Origin of the sequence: Marinobacter xestospongiae, assembly GCF_023156385.1 — a bacterium.
Lineage (GTDB): Bacteria > Pseudomonadota > Gammaproteobacteria > Pseudomonadales > Oleiphilaceae > Marinobacter > Marinobacter xestospongiae.
In genome coordinates, this window is sequence record NZ_JAKZAK010000007.1 from 105822 (window position 1) to 129113 (window position 23292).

Sequence of the window (23292 nt, forward strand, 5' to 3'; positions counted from 1 at the left end):
GGTTAAGCCCGCACCGCTAGCGTGGAAACCTGAAATGTTTCCAGAGGCCAGGGAGCTGCTGCGATGTCTGATCCGATGACCCTTTCCACCACCTGCTCAGTGCTGTCCGATGAGGTCCAGCCGCGTTTTCGTTGTGCCGGGCGCCTGCTGTGCGAGGTGGCGCCGGGCTCTGCCACCGAGGCCGCCGCGGTGGCGTTTATCCAGCGTCGCTTTCACCAGGCGTACGGGGCAATGCCGGCACTGCAAGTACCCCGCCTGCTGGTTCTGACCAGCCGCCAAGGTTCGTTGCTCGCCGCCGTCGGGGTCCGCCAGGCGGCAGCAGAACCATTGTTTCTGGAGGCTTATACCGGTCAGCCAATCGAGCAGCTGTTGCCGGGATCACCCCGGCCATCGCGGGAGACTGTGGCAGAGATAGCCCACCTGGCCGGCGTGGAAGCGGGCGTGTCCCGCTATCTGTTCCCGCTGTTGACGGTCTGGTTGCAGGCCCAGGGCTACCAGTGGATCGGCTTTACCGGTACCGACCAGTTGCGCAACAGCTTTGAACGCCAGGGTATCCAGACCCACTGGCTGGCACCTGCGGACCCGGCACGTCTGGCGGACGGTGGGCAGGGCTGGGGCCGTTACTACGATCATCACCCCCAGGCGATGGCCGCCGCCGTGGCAGAGGGGTACCGCAGCCTGGCCCGGCAGGGTGTGCTGCAGCGGGTACAGGCCTGGAATCTGGCTGACCGGGAGGCCCGCTATGACTGGATTGCCTGAACGGCTGGCCCGGTTGGCGGCCGAGCAGCCCGGTCGGCGGGCCCTGGAGTCCGCCACGGAGTGCCTGAGTTATCGGCAGTTGTGGACGGAGGTGACGGCCCTGGCGGCGCGTTTGCAGGCGCAGGACGGGCAACGTTTGGGGTTGGCGGGAGACAACAGCGTTAACTGGGTGTTGGCGGATTTGGCCTGCCGTCTGGCTGGCCGCGTCTGCGTGCCGATTCCCGGGTTCTTCTCCAGCGCGCAGCGGCAGCATCTGGTAGTCAGCGCCGGTCTGGACGCCATCCTCCAGGTTGCGGACACGGGCTCCGGCCAGCCGTTGCGAGCGGGCCTCTGGCTGCAGCCGGTGGCCAAGACCGGTGAGCCACAGGCGATGCCGGAGGGCACGGGCAAAGTCACCTTCACCTCCGGCAGTACCGGTCAGCCCAAGGGGGTTTGCCTGGCCCACCAGCAACTGGATGCCACGGTCGCTGCCCTAGCTCGCCGGCTGGAGGGCGTGGTGCTGTCGCGGCATCTTTGTGTGCTGCCCCTGGCCACCCTGCTGGAGAACATCGCCGGGGTCTACCTGCCGCTGTTGCTGGGCGCCACCGTGGTGTTGCGGCCCCTGGCGGAACTGGGGTTTCACGGCAGCAGCGCGCTGGATACGGCACAGCTGGTGGCCGCGCTGGCCGCGGAGCGGCCGGACTCGCTGATCCTGGTGCCGGAGTTGGCGATGGTGATCGTGCAGGCGGTGGCCGAGGGTCAGCTTGATCCCGAGTGCTTCCGCTTTCTGGCCGTCGGCGGGGGCCGCGTGGCGCCGGAGCTGATCCGTCGTGCCCGGGCCCTCAGCGTTCCGCTGTATCAGGGTTATGGGCTGTCGGAATGCGGCTCGGTGGTGGCCCTGAACGTGCCCGGTGACGACCACCTGGAACGGGTGGGGCGACCGCTGGATCACCTGTCGGTGAGCATCCGCGAGACGGGCGAGATCCTGGTGCAGGGGCAGGCCTACCTGGGCTACCTCGGCGAGCTAGCCAACCGTTGTGGGGAGGTGGCAACCGGGGATCTCGGTGCGCTGGACCAAGACGGCTTCCTGTCGGTGAGCGGCCGCCAGAAAAATCTCATCATCACCAGCTTCGGTCGCAACATCAGCCCGGAATGGCTGGAAAGCGAACTGTTGCAGACCCTGGCCGTGCGACAGGCGCTGGTGTTTGGCGACGGCGAGCCCCAGCCCTCGGCGCTGCTGGTGCCACGGCCGGAACAGACGCCGGAGGCAATCCGTGAGGCGGCGCAGCGGCTGAACGCCCGGTTGCCGGACTATGCCCGCCTGCGTTGCCTGTATCTGTTGCCCTGGTCACTCACGACCGATCAGGGCCATGTCACCGCCAATGGCCGACTGGTCAGGCAGCGCCTGCTCGCCGACCTGCCAACGCTGCTGGCCCCGGCCGCCCGGGTGTTGCTGGTGACGCCAGCGTCATCGTTTCCACCGGACGGCGACCCGTCGGCCGGACTTTCCATCCTTTCAGAGTGAGGAGTCTCACCATGGCATTTTTCGAAACCCTGCAAGCCGCCACCGCCGATGCGCGTCGGCACGTCACCGAAGCCCCGGTGCTGACCGCCATTCCCCAGGGCCGGTTCGATCTGGACAGCTACCGCTACTTCCTGACCCAGGCCTACCATCACGTCAAACACACCGCGCCGCTGATGATGGCCTGCGGTGGACGGTTGCCGGAGCGGCTGGAGTTCGTGCGCAAGGCGCTTGTGTCCTACATCGATGAGGAGTATGGCCACCACGAGTGGATACTGGCCGACCTGGCGGCCTGCGATACGGCGCCGGAGCCGGTGCGTCGGGGGCAGCCCGATCTGCCGATCCGGCTGATGGTGGCTTACCTCTATGACCTGATCCAGCGCGGCAACCCGGTTGGGCTGTTTGGCATGGTGCAGGTGCTGGAAGGCACCAGCATTGAGCTGGCCACCAGCATGGGGCAGATGATCCAGCAGCATCTGGGATTGCCCAACGAGGCCTTCAGCTACCTCTACTCCCACGGCGAGCTGGACCAGGACCATTTCGAGTTTTTCCGGACCCTGATGGATGGCATCACCGACCCGGACGACCAGGCTGCCATCATCGATACCGCGCGGATCTGCTACCGCCTGTACGGCGACATGCTGCGGGCGATTCCTCTGCCGGAGGTGAGCCATGCAGCTGCGTGATCGCACCTTCCTGTTGCTGGGAGGCACTGGTGGTATTGGTCGGGCCCTGATCGAGCCGTTGCAGGCCGCCGGTGCCCGCCTGGTGGTGGCCAGCCGCTCCCAGCCTGTATTGCCCCTGCCGGATTGCGACTGGGTTCAGCTCGATCTGGCGGCGGCGAACCTTGGCGCCGAACTGGCCCGGGTGTCGGAGCAGCATCCGCTGATTGATGGCGTCATCCATTGTGCCGGACAGAACCGGTTCTGCCGGCTGGACGCCCTGGCGATGGCGGACTGGCAACAGTTGATGGCGGTCAACCTGACCAGCGCCTTTGCCGTGTCGGCCCACTTTGTGCCGAGGTTCCGGGAGCGGGGGCAGGGGGGCATGGTGTTTGTTGGCTCGACCTTCGGCAGCATCGGCTTTCCGGGCTACAGCGCCTATTGCGCCACCAAGTTCGGCTTGCGCGGATTCACCGAGGCGTTGCGACGGGAGCTGGCGGACACCCCGATCGACGTCCTTTATGTGGCCCCCAGGGCCACCCAGACCGCGATGAATCCGGGGGCAGTGGACGCGCTCAACCAGGCCCTGGGCAATCGGGTTGATCCGCCGGAGGCGGTGGCCAGGGACATCGTGGATACCATGGCCCGGAGCCAGACTCGGCGTTTTCTGGGCTGGCCGGAGCGGTTCTTTGTGATGCTGAACGGTCTGTTGCCCCGGTTGGTGGATCAGGCCATGCGCCGGCAGCTGCCGGTGATCCAGCGGTTTCTGATGACGGAGGGTTCGAAATGAAGCGGTTGTTGGTGATCCTGGTAGTGGCGCTCTGGGCGAGCGCGGCGGTGGCGGATGAGTTCGCGGATCAGCTGCTGTCGATCCAGCATCGCTGGGCGGAGATCCAGTACCAGTTGCCGGAAAAGCAGCGGGAGGCGGCCTTTGAGCAGCTGGTGGCTGAGGTGACGAGCTGGCGCGAGGCCCACCCGCAACGGGCCGAGGCCTGGATCTGGCAGGGCATCGTGCTGAGCACCTACGCGGGTGCCAAGGGCGGACTGGGGGCTCTGTCGCTGGTGGGTGATGCCCGGGAGGCGCTGGAGCAGGCCCTGGCGCTGGACGGAACGGCCCTGGCGGGCTCTGCCCACACCTCCCTGGGCAGTCTCTACTACCAGGTGCCGGGCTGGCCATTGTCCTTTGGCGATGACGAGGAGGCCCGGAACCATCTGCAGGCGGCGTTGCGGCTGAATCCGGATGGCATCGATCCGAACTACTTTTACGGCGATTACCTGATGCAACAGGGCGAACCCGAACGGGCCCGGAGCTACCTGGAACGGGCTCTGCTGGCGCCGGCCAGACCGGACCGGCCCCAGGCGGACGCCGGCCGACGGCAGGAGATCCAGGCCCGGCTGGATGAGCTGATGGCCCGGTGAGTGAAAGCCGGGGCCGTTTCTTAATCGATAAACAGTTCCTTAGCTTTTTGTATGATCGATCTGGTGGATGACAAATATCGAGAAGCTCCGTTTCAGAGCGGTTATTTCAAAATGTTATAAATCTATAACCTTTTGATTGGCGTCCTGTCGGCGCTGATGGTTGTCTCTGATTCAGGTTGTTGCCATGTCGATCCAGCGTTTCCTGCCCTGCCTGCAATGGTTGCCCCACTATCACCGCGACACCTTCGCCAGCGACCTGGTCGCGGCGGTGGTGGTCACCGTGATGCTGATTCCCCAGTCCCTGGCCTATGCCCTGCTGGCAGGTGTGCCGGCGGAGTATGGACTCTACGCCAGTATCCTGCCGCTGGTGCTGTACGGCATCTTTGGCACCAGCGGGGCACTGTCGGTGGCGCCGGCGGCGGTGGCGTCGCTGATGACCGCGGCGGCCCTGCAGCAGCTCTTTGTGGCGGGCAGTCCGGAGTACCTGGCCGGGGCCATCGTGCTGAGTGTGCTGTCGGGCCTGTTGCTGGTGCTGATGGGGGTCTTCCGTCTCGGCTTTCTGGCCAACTTCCTCAGCCATCCGGTGATCTCCGGCTTTGTGTCTGCCTCCGGGGTCATCATCGCCACCAGCCAGGTGGGGCACCTGATCGGCGTTGAAGCTGCCGGCCACAACCTGCTGGGCATGGGGCAGCAGTTGCTGGGTCACCTGCACCAGGTGCACTGGCCGACCCTGGCCATCGGCGTGGCGTCGCTGCTGGCGCTGGTGGCGGCCAGGCGGGGACTGGTACCGGCGTTGGTGGCCCTGGGCCTTGGGCCGCGCAGTGCCGGTCTGGCTGCGAAGGCGGCCCCGGTGATGGTGGTGGCGCTGGCGACCCTGGCGACCTGGGCCGGGGATCTGGCCGGGGACGGTGTGGCGGTGGTCGGTCAGGTGCCGTCCGGGCTGCCGACCCTGGTGATGCCGTCGCTGGAGCCGGGGTTGTGGCAGCAGCTGTTCCTGGCCGCGCTGTTGATCGGCGTGGTGGGGTTTGTGGAATCCATTTCCATTGGCCAGACCATGGCGGCCAAACGCCGCCAGCGGATCGATCCGGATCAGGAGCTGGTGGCCCTGGGGGCGGCCAACCTGGGGTCCGGGTTTTCCGGTGCGATGCCGGTGGCGGCGAGCTTTTCCCGTTCCGCGGTCAATTTCGAGGCCGGAGCGGCGACGCCGGCGGCCGGGGTGTTCACCGCCATTGGCATCGTGCTGGCGGCGCTGTTCCTGACACCGTTGCTGACGGAGCTGCCGAAAGCTGCGCTGGCGGCGACGATAATCGTGTCGGTGTCCAGTCTGGTGGACCTGCCGGCGCTGGTGCGGACCTGGCGCTATTCCCGGGCGGATTTTCTCGCCATGCTTGCCACCATCCTGCTGACTCTGGGCCACAGTGTGGAGGCGGGCATCCTGGCCGGTGTCAGCCTCTCCATTGCGCTGTTCCTGTACCGCACCTCCCGGCCTCACACCGCGGTGTTGGGGCGGGTGCCGGGTACCGAGCATTTCCGCAACGTGCGCCGCTTTGAGGTGGAAACCAGCGAGCGCCTGGCGCTGCTGCGGATCGATGAGAGTCTTTACTTCGCCAATGCCCGCTTTCTGGAGGAAACGGTGCTGGAGCTGGCCGGTGAGCGCCCGGAGCTGCACGACGTGGTGATGGTGTGCCCGGCGATCAACCAGATCGACGCCTCGGCGCTGGAAAGCCTGGAGGCCATCAACGATCGTTTGGCGGACGCCAATGTGCGGCTGCACCTGTCAGAAGTGAAGGGGCCGGTGATGGACCGGCTGCGGCAGACCGACTTCCTGCAGCGACTCAGCGGCGAGGTGTTCCTCAGTACCTACCAGGCCTGGCGCAAACTGGCCGCGGCCTGATCGCAATGCCGCTCCTGGCCATCGCGGCCGTGGCACCGAATGGCGCTGAGACCGTATCATAGGGTGTTTCGAGTGGTTTCTTGCTGAACGGGATGTCGTCATGGGGATGACCCTGCAGATCTTTTCCACAACCCAACTGGTGGTCACGGCCGCGCTGTTCTGCCTGATTCTGGCTGCTGCGGTGCGTCAGGCCGACTGGGCCCGGCTGAAGACGGACCAGGCGCTGCAGCACAGTCTGTTCGGGGCCGCGGTGGCACTGGGGTTTCTGTGGCAGTTGCGGGCCGGGCTGTCGCCGGGGCTGACCATCCACATCTTCGCGATGACGGCGGTGACCCTGATGCTGGGCTGGCCACTGGCGGTGATGGCGGGGCTGATGGCGCTGGTGATCGTGGTGGTCACCGGTCGCGAGCCCTGGCAGCTGTTTGCCGCCAACGGTCTGATCACGGTGATGGTGCCGGCGCTGGTCAGTCACGGCATCATGCTGTGGGAGCGTCACAAGGACTTCCGCAACTTCTTTGCCTACATCTTCTTCTGTGGTTTTTTCGGCGCCGCCGGGGCGGTATTGGTGGCCGGCGGCACCATGGTGCTGATGCTGTGGTCGTCCGGTTCCTACAGCTGGGATGAGCTGGTGCACGAGTACCTGCGGTATTTGCCGCTGATCATGCTGCCGGAAGCCTTCGTCAACGGCACCGTGGTGTCCGGGCTGATGGTGTTCAACCCGGAACGGCTGCTGACCCTGGACGAACGCCGCTACCGCCGCTGAGGCGGGGTGGGGTAGCGCTGGCGCCAATCCCGGAGCCAGTGCAGGAAGTCGGCGGCGGGCAGCGGTTTGGCGATGCCATAGCCCTGGATCTGCTCACACCCCATCTGCCGCAGTACGTCGGCGTGGTCGAGGGTTTCCACCCCTTCGGCCAGCACCGGGCGCCGGAACTGCTTGGCCAGGAAAATCACACTCTCGACAATCGCCCGGTCGCTGGTGTCCGCCATCATGTTGCGGATGAAGCTCTGGTCGATCTTGATCAGATCGATGGGCAGGGCGCGGAAGTAGGTCAGTGACGAGTAGCCGGTGCCGAAATCGTCCAGCGCCACCTGGAAGCCCATGCCCCGGCATTCGCCGATCACGTTACCGGCCCGCTGCATGTCATCGAGGGCGGTGGATTCCAGCACTTCCAGGGTCACCATGGCAGGGTCCATCTCCGGGTGGTCCAGCAGGTGGCTGCGCAGGTAGTCGGTAAAGCCCGGGTCCATCAGGTGGTTGGCACTGATGTTGATGCTGACCTGGAGGTTGAGGCCGGCCTGTTGCCAGGCATCAAGCTGGGTCAGGGCGTTGCGGATCACCCACTGGCCCATCGGTACTTCCAGCTCGCTGCCGGTGACCACCGGCAGGAATTCCCCGGGGGACAGCAGACCATGGCGGGGGTGGCGCCAGCGGATCAGCGCTTCGGCGCCGATGACGGCGTTGTCCGCCATCTGCACCTGGGGCTGGTAATGCAGCTCCAGCTGGTCCTGGCGAATGGCCTCGCTGAGTTCTCCCAGCATCTGCAGCCGCAGTTCCCGGTGGCGGATCACGCCCGGGTCAAACCGATGGCAGCCGTCGCCGCCATTCTCTTTCACCAGGTACATGGCCTGGCCGGCGTGGCGGATCAGCCGGTCCGGCTCCGAGGTGTCTTCAGGGTAGAAGGTGACGCCGGCGCTGGCGGTGATGGACACCGTGGTGGGCCCCACCGCCACCGGGCCGCGTACCTGGGCCAGCAGCCGCTGGCAGGCCTCGAGGTCGTCTTCCAGATCCGGAAGCAGGAGCACGAACTCATCGCCACTGAGGCGGGCCAGGGTGTCTTCCTTGCGCACGGCGGCCTTGAGGCGCTTGGCGATGGTGGCAAGCACGTGGTCGCCGGCGGCATGGCCAAAGCGGTCGTTGATCTGTTTGAACTGGTCCAGGTCCAGTTGCATCACCGCCAGCGCGGTGCCGCTGCGATCCGCCTCCGCCAGCGCCCGGTACATGCGGGACGTCAGCAGGCGCTGGTTGGGCAGGCCGGTCAGGTCGTCGTAATTGGCGACCCGATCCATGGCCTCGGCGTGGTTCTTCAGCGCGGTGATGTCGGAAAACACCGCGACGTGGTACCACTCGTCGGGATGGTCCAGCTGTACCCGGTTGATGGACACCAGCTCGGTAAACAGCTCGCCGTTCTTGCGCCGGTTGGTGATCTCGCCCCGCCAGCTGTGACGGCGCTCAATGGCGCCCCACATGGCCTGGTAGAACTCCCGCGAGTGCTGGCCGGAACTCAGCACCGCCGGACTCCTGCCCATCACCTCGGCCTTGCTGTAACCGGTGATGCGGCTGAACGCCGGGTTGATGTCGATGATCCGGTTGTTCTGGTCGGTGATCATGATGGCATCGTGGCTGCGTTCAAACACGCTGGCGGCGATGCGCAGTTCGCGCTGGGATTCCTTCAGCCGGGTGATGTCGTTCTGGATTGCGATAAAACCGTCGTGGCCACAATCGTCCCGGTCCAGCGGACTGCAGTTGATGCGGAACCAGATCGGGTCGCCGTCGCGGGTGTAGTTCAGCACTTCCTCGTCAAAACCTTCGCCCCGGGCCAGGCCGTCCCGCATCCGGGCAATGGTGCCGGGATCGGTGCCGGTGCCCTGCAGCAGGTCACCGGGCTTGCGGCCGATGGCCTCCTCCTTGCTGTAGCCGGTGGAGCGGACAAAGCTGTCGTTGACCCAGCGGATGTGGCCGCCGCGATCGGTGATCAGCACCGAATTCCGGGTGTACTGGGTCAGGATGGCCAGGCGGTTGGGGCCAACGGACAGAAGGTCGGGCAGATCGTTGTCGGAGCGGTCGGTCATGCTGGGCTGAAGCCGTTGGGTTCGGTCTGAGCGGCAAAAAGGTACGGGATTCTATAGGGAATGCCATCCGTCCGAAGTCGTAAGGTGTACGTATTATGATCGAAAGTTGAGCTTAATCAATTTGATAGCACTCATTACCTTGACCGTACCAGAGGCTCCCAAGCAAAAAAGGCCCGTCGCCGGGGCGGCGCGGGCCTTTTTTCGCCTGCTGGCTTAGTTGGCGGCTGCGCGGGCCTGCTCCAGCCAGCCGTCGAAGGTGTCGCGGTGGCTGTCGATCCAGGCCCGGGTGTGGGCCTGGATGTCGCGCTGGCTGTCTTCGCCGTTGCGGATCTGCATGTTCTCGGCGCTGACGTCGTTGACCGACAGGGTCATGATCTCAAACAGCTTGGCGGCTGCCGGGTTGGCTTCGGCCCAGTCCTTGTTGGCCACAATCCGCTCGCTGTTGATTTCGAAACCGTAGTTCTTGCCGTTGGGCAGCTCGGTGTCGGCGCCGTTGGGGTTTGAGGAGAACGGCACTTCCAGCCAAACCACGTCCTTGCCCGGCACCAGGATGCCGGAGACCCAGTAGGGGGTCCAGGTGTAGTAGAAGATCGGATCGCCGTCCCGATAACGGGTGATGGTGTCGGAGATGATGGCGGCGTACTGACCCTGTTTGTGAGTGACGGTGTCACGCAGGTCGAAGGCGTCCAGTTGGTGCTCAATCACCCCCTCGCAGCCCCAGCCGGCCTGGCAGCCGGTCAGGTCGGCCTTGCCATCGCCGTCGGTGTCAAAGATGGCGGCGATTTCCGGCTTCTTGAAGTCCTCGATGTTGTCGATGTCGTGGGCTTCGGCGGTTTTCTTGTCGATCAGGTAGCCCTGGGCCGCGCCGCTGATGTAGTGGCCCTGACGGAAGAAGACGTCGTCGCCGCCGGCATTTTCGTACATGGCGTTGTGCAGCGGGTACCAGTTCACCGCCATATAGGTGGCATCACCGTTGGCGATGGAGGTGTAGCCGGCGCTGTAGTCCACTTCCTGGATCGGCTGAACGTCGTAACCCAGCTCTTTCAGGGCTTCGTTGACCAGCATGGTCTGGAAGGTTTCCTCGGCGATCGGGCTCTGGATCGCCTGGACCGTGACGCCCTTGCCGGGCATGGTGTCAGCCGAGACGTTGACGCTGATGCTGCCGGCGAGGATCGCTGCAGCCAGGGTAGCTTGCGTTTTCATCGTTCGTGCTCCTGCTCTTTGAGTGATTGGCGAGGCGGAAGTGCCGGCGTGTGGCGCCGGTCAGGCCTCTTTTTTATTTTTGATCAGTGCATGGATCAGCCCGGCCGGGCCGGACTCGTACCAGTGACGGACGCCGCGTTCGCGGGCGTCTTTGCCCAGCGCTTGGGTCATCCGGTCGAGGATGATGGCGAGGATAACGATGCCGATGCCGCCGACGGTGGCCAGCCCGATGTCGAGCCGGCCAATGCCCCGCAGCACCATCAGCCCCAGGCCCGGCACCGCAATCATCGAGGCGATCACCACCATCGACAGGGCCAGCATCAGGGTCTGGTTGACCCCGGCCATGATGGTGGGCATGGCCAGTGGCAGCTGGACCTTGAACAGCAACTGTCGCGGGCTGGCACCGAAGGAGCGCGAGGCCTCTACCAGATCCCCCGGCACCTGGCGGATGCCCAGGTTGGTCAGGCGGATCACCGGGGCCACGGCAAAGATGATGGTAACGATGACTCCGGGCACATTGCCGATGCCGAACAGCATTACGATCGGTACCAGATAGACAAACGCCGGGGTGGTCTGCATGGCGTCGAGGATCGGCCGCACCACGCCGGCAACCCGGTCGCTCTTGGCCATCCAGATGCCGGTGGGAATCCCCAGCGCCATACAGAACAGCACTGAGGTAATCACCAGCGACAGGGTGGTCATCGCCTGTTCCCAGGCGCCGATGGCCCCCATCGCGATCATCCCCACCATGGCGGCAATGCCAAGGCGCAGGCTGGAGAGCTGCCAGGCCAGCAGGCCGAACAGCAGCACCATCACCAGCGGGTGAATGCTCAGCAGGGCGGTGTCGAAGACCGTCAGCGCTAGGTCCACCGGCTGCTTGACCAGTTGGAAGAACAGCCGGAAGTTTTCCACCACCCAGTCGATGCCGGTTTCGACACCACCCTGGATGTCGAACCATTCGGTCTGGAACGGGTCGCTCCAGGTGTTCTTCGGGGCCTCCTGGAGTGCCGACTGGGACAGCCAGTCGCCGCCGGTGGGCTCCGGTTCGCTGCCGGCACTGCCCCAGGGGTCCGCCGCGCTATTGGCGTCGGTGGCGGGTTCCGTTGCCGGAGCGGTGACATCCGCCCAGGGGTTGGCGCCGGTGGAGGTGTCGTAGGGGACCGGCTCGTGGCCGGTGTCATTCTGTTGGTCTGCCATGGTCAGTCTCCCTCCCGGTCAAGGGCCTGTAGCAGGGAGGCCTTGGAAATCACCCCCAGGTACGTGCCGTTGTCGTCGGTTACCGGCAGGCCGCAGGGCGCGGCGGCCACGGTGCCAATGATGTCGTGTAGCGAGCTGTTGCCCTTCAGCGCTTCCACCTCGCTCAGGAAGGCGCTGTTGAGGCTGCCTCCGTTCTTTTCCGCTGCCAGCAGGGAATCCAGGGAGATGGTGCCCTGGTAACGCTGCTGCCGGTCGATCACATAGCCGAAGTCGCGCTCGTTCTGGCGCAGCCGTTCCAGTGCGGCCGGCACACCGGCACCCTCGCGCTCGATCACCGTCACCTGCTTGCGACGGGCGGCATCGGCCGCGGTGAACACGGTGGATTTGTCGACCCCTCGGAAGAACGACCGCACATAGTCGTCCGCCGGGTTCTTGAGAATCTCATCCGGTGTGCCCACCTGAACCACCCGGCCGCCTTCCATGATGGCGATGCGGTCACCGATGCGCATGGCTTCGTCGAGATCGTGGGAAATGAAGATCACGGTGCGGTCGGAGTCCTGTTGCAGCTTGACCAGCTCGTCCTGCATCTCGGTGCGGATCAGCGGGTCGAGGGCGGAGAAGGCCTCGTCCATCAGCATGATGTCGGGGTCGTTGGCCAGTGCCCGGGCCAGCCCCACCCGCTGCTGCATGCCGCCGGACAGCTCATCCGGGTAGCTGTTGACGTTGGCTTCCAGGCCGACCTGGGCGAGGGCGTTGCGGGCGCGTTCATGGCGCTGCTCCCGGGGCACCCCGGACAGTTCCAGGCCGAAGGCGGCGTTGTCGATGACATTGAGGTGGGGCATCAGCGCGAACGACTGGAACACCATGCTGATCTTTTCCCGCCGCAGCTGGTTCAGATCTTTTTCGGACAGCGAGGCGATGTCCTGATCGTCGATCCAGACTTCGCCGTCGGTGGGTTCGATCAGGCGATTGAGCAGACGCACCATGGTAGACTTACCGGAACCGGAAAGCCCCATGATGACGAATATTTCGCCCTCAAATATTTCGAAGGAGGCGTCCATGACGCCGATGGTCTGTTGGGTTTTTTCGAAGATTTGCTGCTTGGGGATCCCCTGGCGAACCATGGCCATGGCTTCATCCGGGCGATCTCCGAAGACTTTGTACAGGTTTTTGACTACAACCTTGGGCTTCATTGGGGATCACTGCCTTTGGGTTTTTTATTGTGTACGTAGCAAGAAGCGGACCTGGATCCCTCCCCATCCGGATAATTGCTTATAACTCTAATAGTAGCATGACGTGATCCGTCGTAATTTTCTATAGATGGACAATAGATCTCTAGTTCGGCGGTAGATCTCTGGATAGGCGATCAATCATGGCTTCCTGCCGGCAGATCATGACTTTTTACCCATAGGAAAGTCCGGAGGTTGTTGGCAAGCTGTGCTGGCGCATCAGCGCGATGGCCAGTTGCGTTGCATCTCCACGAACAGGAACGAGGCGCTCCAGGTGATCAGGATCAGGCCGGTCAGCGCTTCGATGCCGGTGAGGTAGCGGATGTGGCCGAACGGCTCGATGTCGCCGAAGCCGAGGGTGGTGAAGGTGGTGAAGGAAAAGTAGGCGCAGTCCATCAGGGTACCGCTGAAGTTGCCGGTCAGGTGACCCCAGGTATCGGCGTGGTGCATCAGGTAGTAGGCGCCAGCGAAGATCCACACCTCGACGGCGTGGGCCACCAGGGTACCGAGCACCGCCAGGGAAATGCGCTCGCGGTGAAAATGTTCACCAAATCGGGGCAGCAGGCGGCCCATTTCGTGCAGGAACTCGTAGTGCACTGCAACTACGATGACGACAATCAAGCTGTTGATCAATATGACCTGGAGCACGGCACTGGATTCTTTCTGGCAACAAAATACGTTCAGTCTAACATCCATCTGTCGGGTCGCCCGATCACTCGGCTGCAAATAACGACGTGCTGTTTTCCAAAGCTGAAGGGGCCGGCCGTGGCTCCACTGGATTTCAAGGAGTCCCCATGCGACGACGTCTGATCGCCCTCGCCATCCTGGCCCTGGGTATTGCCGGCTTTCTGCTGCTCAAGTACACCCGGCCGGAACCGGTCGAGGTCAAGGCCGAGGAGCGCAGCTGGCGGGTTGAAACCCAGACCGTGCGTCCCGCCCGTCATCAGCCGGAGCTGTCGCTCTACGGTCAACTGACCGCTCCCCGGCAGGTTACCCTGTCAGCGCCGGTGGCGGCGGTGGTGGCGGAACGCCCGGTGCAGGAGGGTGAAGCAGTCCGGCGCGGGCAGGTACTGCTGCGGCTGGCGGATGCCGACCTGCAGCCGCTGCTGGCGGACGCCGAGGCCGATGTCGCCGACAGCCGGGCGCAACTGACCTCGGAGCGGGTGCGTCACCGGGCCGATCAGGCCGCGCTGGAGAGTGAGCAGGACATCGTCGCCAACGCCGAACGTCAGTTGTCCCGCATTGCCACCCTGGTGGAGCGCAATCTGGCGTCCCGGGATCAGCTGGAGGCCGCCACCGATGCGCTGGCCCGAGCCCGGTTGGCGCTGGTGGCGCGTCAGCAGGCACTGGACGACCATCCCAGCCGGCTGCAGCGGTTGCAGGCGCAACTGCAACGGGCGAACGCCCGCCTCAGTTCGGTACAGCGGGATCTGCGGCGCAGTGAGGTGGTGGCGCCGTTCGACGGGCGGGTCACCAACCTGCAGGTGGCACCGGGGGATCAGGTCAACCGCTACCAGGCACTGCTGACGGTGTACCCCGACGAGGGCCTGGAGTTGCGGGCCCGCGTTCCCCAGGGCTATCGCCAGGAGCTGGCAGCGGCACTGGCCGAAGACACTCCGTTGCAGGCGAAGGCGGTGGAGGGCGATGCCCGCTTCCGTCTGGTGCGCTTTGCCGGCCAGAGCGACCCCACCGGCACCGAGGCCATCTTCCGGCTGCAGGGCCGCGCCGATGGTCTGCGTCCCGGTGCCATGGTGCCGGTGATTCTGCAGCGTCCCGCCGTGATCGACGCCGTGGCAGTCCCCTTCAGTGCGCTCTATGGCAACGACAGTGTCTACGTGGTCAATGACCAGGGGCGCATGCAGCGAATCGCCGTGACCCGCCTGGGTGAGCTGCGCCAGGGCCGGTCACGCCCCTGGACCCTGATTGCCTCACCCGAGCTGGCGGCGGGCCAGCAACTGGTGGTGACCCACCTGCCAAACGCCGTCAACGGCCTGCGGGTGGACGTGGTCAAGGGGGCGGATAGCTGATGGCCAATCGACGGGGTGTCATCGGTTTCTTTGTTCACCACCGGGTCGCCGCCAACCTGGTGATGCTGGTGATGCTGCTCGGCGGTGTGCTGGCGATGAGCCGGATGAACATCCAGTTCTTCCCCACCTTTGCCCTCGACATCGTCAGTGTGCGGGTGCCCTGGAGCGGGGCGTCCGCCGAGGACGTGGAGCAGGGCATCACCGATCCCCTGGAGCAGCGGCTGCGCAATCTGGAGGGGCTGAAGAAAATGACCTCCACCTCGGCCCAGGGCATCAGCAACATCTCCCTGGAATTCCATGAGGGCACCGATCCGATCCAGGCACTGGACGATGTCCGTCAGCGGGTGGACGAGTTCACCAACCTGCCGGTGGATGCCGAGGAGCCCCAGGTGGCCCGGATCGAGCGGTATGACCCGGTCGCGCGGCTGCTGGTGTTCGGCGATCTCACCGACGACGAGCGGCGGGCGCTGGCCTACCGTTTTGAGAACGAACTGCTGGACGCCGGCATCGACCGGGTGGACCTCAAAGGCCTGCCGGAGCTGCAAGTCAGCATCGAGATCCCGGCGGCCGAGCTGGACGGCCTGGGTCTGTCGCTGGACCAGATTGCCGACCGGGTGCGCTCGGTGTCGCGGGACCTGCCGGCGGGACTGCTGGGCCAGCAGGACGCCACCCGCGAACTGCGTTCGGTGGAACAGCGGCGAACCCCGGACGCCTTTGCAGCCGTGCCGCTGGTCAGCAGTGACCGGGTGCGCATTACCCTGGGGGACGTCGCCATTATCCGCCAGGAACCGCGGACCGGCCAGGTGATGCTGAGCCGCGATGGCCAGCCCGCGGTGGAGCTGTTGCTCAGCCGCTCGGAGGATGGCGACTCGCTGAAAGCGGCTGAGGTCCTGGCGCGCTGGCTGGAACGGACTGGTCCGACGCTGCCGCCGACGGTACAACTGGAGGTGTACGACGAGTCCTGGCAACTGATCGACGACCGCATTTCGCTGCTGATCAACAATGGTCTGGGCGGCCTGGTGCTGGTGATCCTGCTGTTGTACCTGTTCCTGCCGGGGCGGGTGGCCTGGTGGGTGGCCGTCGGTATCCCCACCGCGTTTCTGGCGTCGATGATCGTGCTGTGGCTGATCGGTGGCTCCATCAACATGATTTCGCTGTTTGCGCTGATCATGGCGCTGGGGGTGATTGTGGATGACGCCATCGTGGTGGGGGAGGATGCCGATGCCCACGCCCGCATGGGGGAGGGCTCTATGCATGCCTCCGAAGGCGCCGCCCGGCGCATGGTATGGCCGGTGCTGGCGTCGTCGCTGACCACGGTGGCGGCGTTCATGCCGTTGCTGGTGGTGGGGGGCATCATAGGCAACATCCTGCAGGACATCCCGCTGGTGATGATCTGTGTGCTGGCGGCGTCGCTGGTGGAGTGTTTCATTGTGCTGCCCGCGCATCTGCGCCACGCCTTTGTGCCGGCCGATCAGACCCCGAGGCGGCGACCGTCACCGGTGGCACGGCTGCGGGGCCGCTTTGAGCAGGGCTTCGAGCGTTTCCGCGAAGGGCCGTTCCGGCGGTTTTCCCGGTTCACCCTGCATTACCGTGGCGCCACCCTGTGCGGCGCGCTGGCGCTGGGGCTGTTCACCGTCGGGCTGCTGGTAGGCGGGCGGCTGCCGTTCAACTTTTTCCCGTCGCCGGAGCCGTCGATCTTCTATGCCAACGCCAGCTTCGTTACCGGCACCAGTCGGGCGACGGTGGACCGCTTCCTCGCCGAGATGGAGGCGACTCTCAACGACACCGAACAGGCCCTGGGCGGCAATCTGATCCTGCACGCCGTTACCAGCCACGGTCAGACCCTGGCGGCGGAGGGCGGCAGTCGTCAGGGCGATGAGGTTGGCGGGATTATGGTGGAGCTGGTGCCCTCGGACCAGCGCAGCGTCCGCAACCCCGAGTTCATTCGCGCCTGGCAGTCACGGCTGACGCTGCCGGCGGGGCTGGAGAGCCTCAACCTGGAGGCCCGCAATGCCGGCCCACCGGGCAAGGATCTGGCGGTGCGACTCACCGGTGACAACGCCGGTGAGCTGAAACAGGCGGCGGAAGCGTTGAACGAGGCCATTCGCGGTCTGCCCGGAGTACTGGACAGCGGCGACGACATGCCCTGGGGGCGGGAGCAGCTGATCTACGCGGTCAATCCTTTCGGTGACGCCCTGGGACTGACCACCGAAAGCCTGGGGCGGCAGTTGCGGGCGGCCTTCGATGGCCGCATTGCCCAGGTCTACCAGGACGGTCGCGACGAGATTGAGGTGCGGGTGCAGCTGCCACGGGACCAGCGTGAACAACTGGCGACGCTGTCGCGGCTGACGGTGCGGGTGCCGGATGGACGATTCGTGCCCCTCGACCAGGTCATGACACTGGATCATCGTCAGGGCTTCCAGGCCCTGCGCCACGCCGATGGTCAGTTGGCGGTGGAGGTGGGTGCCTCGCTGGACACCCGCATCAGCACCGCCGACCAGGCCAAGGAAAGTCTGGAGGAAACGGTGTTGCCGGAGCTGGCCAGCCGCTACAACCTGCGTTACAGCTTTGAGGGACGGCTGGCGGACCAGCGCGAGACGCTTGCGGACATGCGCACCGGCCTGGTGATCGGTCTGGGGCTGATGTATGTGGTGCTGGTGTGGGTGTTTGCGTCCTGGAGCCTGCCGCTGATCGTGATGGCGATCATCCCGTTTGCGTTGGTGGGGGCGCTGCTGGGCCACTGGATTATGGGGCTTCAGCTCACCATTTTGTCGCTGTTCGGGTTGTTTGGGCTGTCGGGCATCGTGGTCAACAACGCCATCATCCTGGTGACCTTCTACAACCAGCAACGGGCAAAGGGACTGACCATCCTGGATGCGCTCAACGAGGCGGTGGTGCAGCGGGTACGGGCGGTGGTGCTGACCTCGCTGACCACCATTGGCGGCCTGTTGCCGCTGCTGTTTGAAACGTCACTGCAGGCCCAGTTCCTGATTCCCATGGCGACCTCCATCGCCTTCGGCCTGGGGCTGTCGACCCTGCTGGTGCTGGTGGTGATCCCAGCGCTGCTGTCCTACCTGGAGCAGTTCCGGGTGTGGCGTCAGCAGCGCCGGGGAAGGCCGGCGGCCGTGGCGGAGTAACACCGCCACGGCGGGGGATCATTCCATTGAGGTGGCGCCGATGCGGTGAATGCTGACGTCGGCGCCGTTGAACTCTTCTTCCTCGCTCAGGCGCAGTCCGGAGATCGCCTGTATGGCGCCGTAGACGATCAGGCCACCGGCCAGAGCGATGGCGACACCGGCGAGAGAGCCGACGATCTGTGCCATCAGGCTGACCCCGCCAAGGCCGCCGAGGGCCTGCTGGCCGAAGATGCCGGCGGCGATGCCACCCCAGACCCCGCAGATGCCGTGCAGCGGCCAAACCCCCAGCACGTCGTCCAGGCGCTCGATCTTGGCCTGGGCCCACTCAAACAGGTAAACGAACAGGGCACCGGCAATGCCACCGGTGACCAGGGCGCCCACCGGATGCATCAGGTCCGAGCCGGCGCAGACCGCCACCAGGCCGGCCAGCGGGCCGTTGTGGATAAAGCCCGGGTCCTTGCGGCCCAGCAGCATCGACACCAGCACGCCACCCACCATGGCCATCAGGCTGTTGACCGCCACCAGGCCGCTGATGCCGTCCAGGGTCTGGGCGGACATGACGTTGAAGCCGAACCAGCCAACGGTGAGAATCCAGGCCCCCAGCGCCAGGAAGGGAATGTTGGACGGTGCGAACGCCACCACCCGGCCATTGCGGTAGCGACCGTTACGGGCGCCCAGCAACAGGACGGCGGCGAGGGCGATCCAGCCACCGACGCCGTGCACCACCACCGAGCCGGCAAAGTCGTGGAAGCCTGCACCAAACTGGGCCTCCAGCCAGGCCTGGAAGCCGTAGTTGCCGTTCCAGATCAGACCCTCGAAGAACGGGTAGACCAGGCCCACGATCAGCCCGGAGGCGATCAGCATGGGGTAGAAGCGGGCGCGTTCGGCAATACCGCCGGAGACAATGGCAGGAATGGCGGCGGCAAAGGTCATCAGGAAGAAAAACTTCACCAGATCATAGCCGTTGCCTGCGGTCAGCTCGCTGGCGCTGGCCATGAAGTGGTTGCCGTAGGCGACGTAGTAGCCGATAAAAAAGTAGACCACGGCGGAGATGCCGAAGTCGGTCATGATCTTGACCAGGGCATTGACCTGGTTCTTGTGACGGACGGTGCCGACCTCAAGGAAGGCAAAGCCGGCATGCATGGCCAGCACCATAATGGCGCCGATGAGAATGAACAGGGTGTTGGCACTGGCGGTCAGCGTGTGCACTGCGCTGGTGATATCCACGTGTGATCGCTCCTGAAGTTATAGGTTGCCCGTTTGACAGGCATTTTTTGGAATCAACGTGGAGAGTTGCCAGCAATTAGTGTTCCAGTTTGGCGCATTTAGCGGCAGAAGCGGTGGTTAACGCCAAACAATGGGGCAAGCTGGAATATTCGAGTGTGGAGACTCGCGTAATCTGCACCGGACTGGTGCGGTCCGGTGCGAAATGTCACGCCAGGGCTCTCTCTTGGTGCGAGCTTGGCGGGCTGGTGCGAGCCCGGTGGGTGCGAACCCGTACGCAGGGTTACCAGGTAAAGTCGTTGTTGTCCGCGGGCTCGGTGTCCTGATTGGGTTCTGCCGCCGGTTCAGGTGACGTTTGGGCCGGCTCAGGCGCCGGGGCTGGCATGGTTGTCTGGGGCGCCGGTTGGGGCCGGGGCTGCTCACTGTCGGTCGGCGAGATCGATTCCATGTCGGGTATCAGCAGGCCGGTGTCGCCGCTTTCGATCAGTTCCCGCAGACGGGCTTCCTCCTCCCGCATCGGCCCGGACAGGTCGATGATGATCTCCACCCGCCGGTTCAGCGCCCGGTTCTCCGGGCTGTCGTTGGCGGCCCGCGGCTGGGTGGCGGCGAGGCCCTTAACCACCAGCCGCTCCTGTTCCACCGCGCCGCTTTCCAGCAGCACATTGGCGACGGTGGCGGCTCGCACCGCCGACAGGTCCCAGTTGCTTTGGAATCGGGCACTGTTGATGGGCACGTTATCGGTGTGGCCTTCGATGGTGAGCTTGCCGGGAATGTCGGCGAACACCTCCGCCATGTCCAGCAGCAGGCCCTCGAATTCCCAGGTCAGCTCCGCTGAGCCTGACGGGAACGAGCCCCGCTCCTCAATGCGGATGATGATGCGATGCTGGTCCTGATCCTCTGCCAGTTGCACGCGGCCGTCACGGATGGCGTCGTCCAGTACCTCGGCAACCTGGGCGGTGGTCTCCGACATCTGCTGTTCGATCTGATCGTCGATCTGCTGCTGGATCTGGCTACGCAGGGTTGCCAGCTGCGGGTCCTGCTCCGAGGTGGTCTGTTTGACTTCGTTCACCAAAGTCGGTTCCGGGGGAGCCGGGGAGAAGGTGTCGAACACCGGACTGGTTCCCATAGGAACCTCCAGGGCCGGCACATCCCGCTGTACGCCGAAGGCTTTGGCCAGTTCACCGGCGATCTGCTTGAACTTCTGGGCGTCGATCTCGGAGAACGACAGCAGCAGCACGAAGAAGCACATCAGCAGCGACATCAAGTCGGCGAAGGTAACCACCCACGCCGGGATGCCCGGTTTTTCCTCTTCCGGTAGTTCGTCCATGGTTCCTACCCGGCAGCCTGCTCAGCGCCGTTGCCATTGCGGTCGCGTTTGTTGGGGGGCAGGTAGCTGGTCAGCAGCTGTTCAATGATGCGGGGGTTCTTGCCTTCCTGAATCGCCACCAGGGCGTCGATGTACAGCGACTGCATGCGGGCCTCTTCAGTCATCCGCAGGGTCAGCTTGTCAGCGATCGGGCCGGCGATCATGGTGGCGATCATGGCACCGTAGAGGGTGGTGAGCAGCGCCACCGCCATCGCCGGGCCGATGGATTTTGGGTCTTCCATGTTGGAGAGCATCTGCACCAGACCGACCAGGGTACCAATCATGCCCATGGCGGGAGCGACATCTCCCAGAGCGGTGAACACCTTGGCACCGGAGCGATTGTGATCCAGCGTCATCAGCCGTTCCTTGGACAGCAGCTCCTTGATGGTGTCGGCGGTCTGGCCGTCCACCAGCATCTGGATGCCCTGTTGCAGGAACGGCGAGCTGACCTCTCGGCCTTCCAGCCCCAGAACCCCTTCCTTGCGGGCCACCTGGGCGATCTCGATGATTTCGTCGATGCTTTCTTCGGTATCGGGCAGTTTGAACTTGAAGGCCCGGGCCGCCACCTTGAAGGCACCGAGGAACTGGCCAAAGCTGAACTTTGCCAGCACCACCAGCAGGCTGCCGCCTACCACGATCAGCAGTGACGCGCCATTGATGAACACGCCCGGGGAAACCCCGAGAATGATGGCAGAGGCGATAAGCAGGATGGCCCCGACCAGGCCAATAAGGGTGGCGAAATCCACGACAACTCCAAGGTTGGAAACACAGGGACAGAGCAAGGATAGTGCGCCGCCGGCCAGGCCGCAACGACCGGGCGTCGCCTTTTGGTGGAAGTGTGGCCTGGCGAGCGTCGTTTCAGCTGAGCCCGCGAACCACGGCGGCAGCGCCGGCAATGGCGGCAATCCCCAGGATTACCGGGCGTAGCGCGGTAAAGGGAATGCGGTGTACCAGCACCCCGGACAACAGGTAGCCGGCAAACACTCCCGGCACGGTAACGGCAAACAGCATCAGCTCCCGGGCCTGGATATACCCGGACAACACCAGGGCGACGATGCTGGCGGACGAAGCGAACAGGAAGAACGCCGACAGGTTGGCCCGCACCAGCGGCCCGGACTCGTTCTGGTAGATCAGCGCGATGGGCGGGCCGCCGACGGCAGTGATGGTGCCCATGTAGCCCGACGCCGCACCAGCCAGCACGCTGCTACGGGGCGACAGCGGTGGTCGCAGACCGGCGACACTGAGCCCGACGGCGGTGAGGATCAGTAGACCAAAGGCCAGCTCGAAGCCATCCGCCGACAGCACCACCAGGGTGCCCGCTGCCAGCAGGGTGCCCACCACATCGCCGCCGATGGCGAAGCGGACTTCGCGGAAACTGAGATTGGCGCGGTTGCGTAGCAGCAACAGCACCGTCAGCACCATGGCATTGAGGGTCAGCGGGCCGGGCACAAACAGCGGGCTGATCAGGAACAGCAACGGCGCCGACAGGGTGCCGATGCCATAGCCGGCGACGCCCTGCAGGCAGGCGCCGGCTGCCACCGCCAGGTTGGCCAGTACGATCTGCAGCAGGGTGACGTCGGTCATTGCGGCTGCTCGTCGCGCAGCTCACGCCAGGCGGCGTAGCGGTGAAGGTCGGTTTCCACCAGTTTGAGGCAGGCCGCCACCACGGTGGCGTCGTCCAGCAGGCCGAAGCCGAGGATCAGGTCCGGCACCAGATCCAGCGGGTTAAGCACGTAGAGCAGGGCGCCGGCGACCGCGGCGATGGTTTTCCAGGGCACCGCACGATAGTCCCCCCGCACGTAGTCCCGTACCATGGCAAACATCAGTCGGATGTCGGTGCCGAAGCGGGCCAGCTTGCCGCTCTGCTTGAGCTTTTTCTCAATGGCCTGTTGCCGGGTCAGCAAGTGGTCGAGGTCGGCGGCGCCAACTTGGGCGGCTTCCTGGTCCAGCTGCTGGCGGGCTTTCCTGGGATTGATGGGGTCGATGGGCGACACGGCGGACTCCAGAGTGTCAGGTGGCATTGATCGCCAACGGTTGCCGGCAGAGTATTGCATTGGAGGAATGATGTCACTGCACCGAAAGGCGAACCAGACGACCTACGACAACGCCCTGCAGGTGGAGGCCGAAGGTCTGGAACGGTTGCGTCAGGCCCTGGCCGGGGTGCCGGATGCCCGGGTGCGGATTCCGGTGGTGCACCGGGTGGATCAGCACTCGCTACTACTTGACCGTATCGACGCCGGCCCCGGATCGGCGACGAAGATGGCGGAACTGGGCCGGGACCTGGCCGGGATGCACCGGCTGCGCCAGCCCTACTATGGTCTGGATCACGACAACTACATTGGCCTGGCGCCCCAGCGCAACGACCCGGACCGGGAGTGGGGGCGGTTCTTTCTCGATCGTCGCCTCGGCGACCAGTTGGCCCGTATTACCGAGGCGGCGGTGAAGGCGGAGTTTGAGGCGGTGATCCGCCGCCAGCGTGACCGACTGCGGGCGTTCCTCAACGACCACTGCCCACAACCCAGCCTGCTGCACGGCGATCTCTGGTCTGGCAATGTGCTGTGTGACGCCACCGCGGCCTGGCTGATCGATCCGGCGGTCTACTATGGCGACCGTGAGGCGGACCTGGCGATGACCGAGTTCTTCGGCGGCTTTCCGGCCAGCTTCTACCACGCCTATGATCAGGCCTGGGCCCGGACCGGCGCCTACCCGGTGAAACGGGATATCTACAACCTCTACCATGCCCTCAACCACTACAACCTGTTTGGCGCCGGCTACCTGGGCAGCTGCCGGCGCGCGCTGGCGGTGATCGAAGGGCTGTAACGAT

The 23292-nt window shown here is 64.8% G+C and carries 20 protein-coding genes; 10 read left to right on the plus strand and 10 right to left on the minus strand.

Features of this window, described 5'->3' with window-relative positions:
• The first annotated feature begins 63 nt into the window (after nucleotides 1-63).
• From MLD24_RS06995 to MLD24_RS07025, 7 genes are all read left to right on the plus strand, one after another.
• Nucleotides 64-759, plus strand: coding sequence for a thermostable hemolysin (locus MLD24_RS06995; protein WP_248165593.1), 696 nt, complete (start codon nucleotides 64-66; stop codon nucleotides 757-759).
• Entirely contained in the window at nucleotides 743-2263 is a 1521-nt protein-coding gene (locus MLD24_RS07000) for an AMP-binding protein (RefSeq protein ID WP_248165595.1), read from the plus strand. The genes MLD24_RS06995 and MLD24_RS07000 overlap by 17 nt, the downstream gene beginning before the upstream one ends.
• Before the next feature lie 11 nt (nucleotides 2264-2274).
• Nucleotides 2275-2946 (plus strand): iron-containing redox enzyme family protein, encoded by a 672-nt coding sequence (locus MLD24_RS07005; RefSeq protein WP_248165597.1) that lies wholly within the window; start codon nucleotides 2275-2277, stop codon nucleotides 2944-2946.
• Nucleotides 2933-3712: an SDR family oxidoreductase gene (locus MLD24_RS07010; protein WP_248165599.1), complete on the plus strand. Its 780-nt coding sequence runs from the start codon at nucleotides 2933-2935 to the stop codon at nucleotides 3710-3712. Before MLD24_RS07005 ends, MLD24_RS07010 begins: the two co-directional genes overlap by 14 nt.
• Nucleotides 3709-4341 carry a tetratricopeptide repeat protein gene (locus MLD24_RS07015; RefSeq protein WP_248165602.1) on the plus strand — a complete coding sequence of 211 codons (633 nt, stop codon included), beginning with the start codon at nucleotides 3709-3711 and terminating at the stop codon, nucleotides 4339-4341. Before MLD24_RS07010 ends, MLD24_RS07015 begins: the two co-directional genes overlap by 4 nt.
• Before the next feature lie 184 nt (nucleotides 4342-4525).
• Nucleotides 4526-6235 (plus strand): SulP family inorganic anion transporter, encoded by a 1710-nt coding sequence (locus MLD24_RS07020; RefSeq protein WP_227173333.1) that lies wholly within the window; start codon nucleotides 4526-4528, stop codon nucleotides 6233-6235.
• A 100-nt stretch (nucleotides 6236-6335) separates the two neighbouring features.
• Complete coding sequence (locus MLD24_RS07025; RefSeq protein WP_248165604.1) at nucleotides 6336-6998, plus strand: energy-coupling factor ABC transporter permease; 663 nt, start codon at nucleotides 6336-6338, stop codon at nucleotides 6996-6998.
• On the opposite strand, the gene MLD24_RS07030 is transcribed toward MLD24_RS07025, so the two are convergent.
• From MLD24_RS07030 to MLD24_RS07050, 5 genes are all read right to left on the minus strand, one after another.
• Nucleotides 6986-9085 (minus strand): EAL domain-containing protein, encoded by a 2100-nt coding sequence (locus MLD24_RS07030; protein ID WP_248165606.1) that lies wholly within the window; start codon nucleotides 9083-9085, stop codon nucleotides 6986-6988. The genes MLD24_RS07025 and MLD24_RS07030 overlap by 13 nt on opposite strands.
• A gap of 213 nt (nucleotides 9086-9298) precedes the next feature.
• Entirely contained in the window at nucleotides 9299-10288 is a 990-nt protein-coding gene (proX, locus tag MLD24_RS07035) for a glycine betaine/L-proline ABC transporter substrate-binding protein ProX (RefSeq protein ID WP_248165607.1), read from the minus strand.
• Between the two features lie 60 nt (nucleotides 10289-10348).
• Nucleotides 10349-11485: a glycine betaine/L-proline ABC transporter permease ProW gene (gene proW, locus MLD24_RS07040; RefSeq protein WP_248165609.1), complete on the minus strand. Its 1137-nt coding sequence runs from the start codon at nucleotides 11483-11485 to the stop codon at nucleotides 10349-10351.
• Between the two features lie 2 nt (nucleotides 11486-11487).
• Nucleotides 11488-12678, minus strand: coding sequence for a glycine betaine/L-proline ABC transporter ATP-binding protein ProV (proV, locus tag MLD24_RS07045; protein ID WP_227173340.1), 1191 nt, complete (start codon nucleotides 12676-12678; stop codon nucleotides 11488-11490).
• Between the two features lie 255 nt (nucleotides 12679-12933).
• Nucleotides 12934-13362 carry a potassium channel family protein gene (locus MLD24_RS07050; RefSeq protein WP_227173342.1) on the minus strand — a complete coding sequence of 143 codons (429 nt, stop codon included), beginning with the start codon at nucleotides 13360-13362 and terminating at the stop codon, nucleotides 12934-12936.
• Between the two features lie 146 nt (nucleotides 13363-13508).
• Between MLD24_RS07050 and MLD24_RS07055 the strand changes: the two genes are divergently transcribed.
• Nucleotides 13509-14741 (plus strand): efflux RND transporter periplasmic adaptor subunit, encoded by a 1233-nt coding sequence (locus MLD24_RS07055; RefSeq protein ID WP_248165611.1) that lies wholly within the window; start codon nucleotides 13509-13511, stop codon nucleotides 14739-14741.
• Entirely contained in the window at nucleotides 14741-17878 is a 3138-nt protein-coding gene (locus MLD24_RS07060; RefSeq protein ID WP_248165613.1) for an efflux RND transporter permease subunit, read from the plus strand. Before MLD24_RS07055 ends, MLD24_RS07060 begins: the two co-directional genes overlap by 1 nt.
• Nucleotides 17879-17896: 18 nt before the next feature.
• Here MLD24_RS07060 and MLD24_RS07065 read toward each other — a convergent pair whose 3' ends face one another.
• From MLD24_RS07065 to MLD24_RS07085, 5 genes are all read right to left on the minus strand, one after another.
• On the minus strand, nucleotides 17897-19105 hold the full coding sequence (locus MLD24_RS07065; RefSeq protein WP_227173347.1) for an ammonium transporter: 1209 nt from the start codon (nucleotides 19103-19105) through the stop codon (nucleotides 17897-17899).
• A 280-nt stretch (nucleotides 19106-19385) separates the two neighbouring features.
• Nucleotides 19386-20429 (minus strand): MotB family protein, encoded by a 1044-nt coding sequence (locus tag MLD24_RS07070; protein WP_227173348.1) that lies wholly within the window; start codon nucleotides 20427-20429, stop codon nucleotides 19386-19388.
• A 5-nt stretch (nucleotides 20430-20434) separates the two neighbouring features.
• Nucleotides 20435-21214 carry a flagellar motor protein PomA gene (gene pomA / locus MLD24_RS07075; protein WP_227173349.1) on the minus strand — a complete coding sequence of 260 codons (780 nt, stop codon included), beginning with the start codon at nucleotides 21212-21214 and terminating at the stop codon, nucleotides 20435-20437.
• Nucleotides 21215-21326: 112 nt separating this feature from the next.
• Nucleotides 21327-22052, minus strand: coding sequence for a sulfite exporter TauE/SafE family protein (locus tag MLD24_RS07080; protein WP_248165615.1), 726 nt, complete (start codon nucleotides 22050-22052; stop codon nucleotides 21327-21329).
• Nucleotides 22049-22489, minus strand: coding sequence for a YkvA family protein (locus MLD24_RS07085; protein ID WP_282450508.1), 441 nt, complete (start codon nucleotides 22487-22489; stop codon nucleotides 22049-22051). Before MLD24_RS07085 ends, MLD24_RS07080 begins: the two co-directional genes overlap by 4 nt.
• A gap of 43 nt (nucleotides 22490-22532) precedes the next feature.
• Here MLD24_RS07085 and MLD24_RS07090 point away from each other — a divergent pair, with 43 nt between their 5' ends.
• The gene (locus MLD24_RS07090; protein WP_248165617.1) at nucleotides 22533-23288 is read left to right on the plus strand and encodes a fructosamine kinase family protein; all 756 of its coding nucleotides are present in this window, start codon (nucleotides 22533-22535) and stop codon (nucleotides 23286-23288) included.
• The last annotated feature ends 4 nt before the right edge of the window (nucleotides 23289-23292 follow it).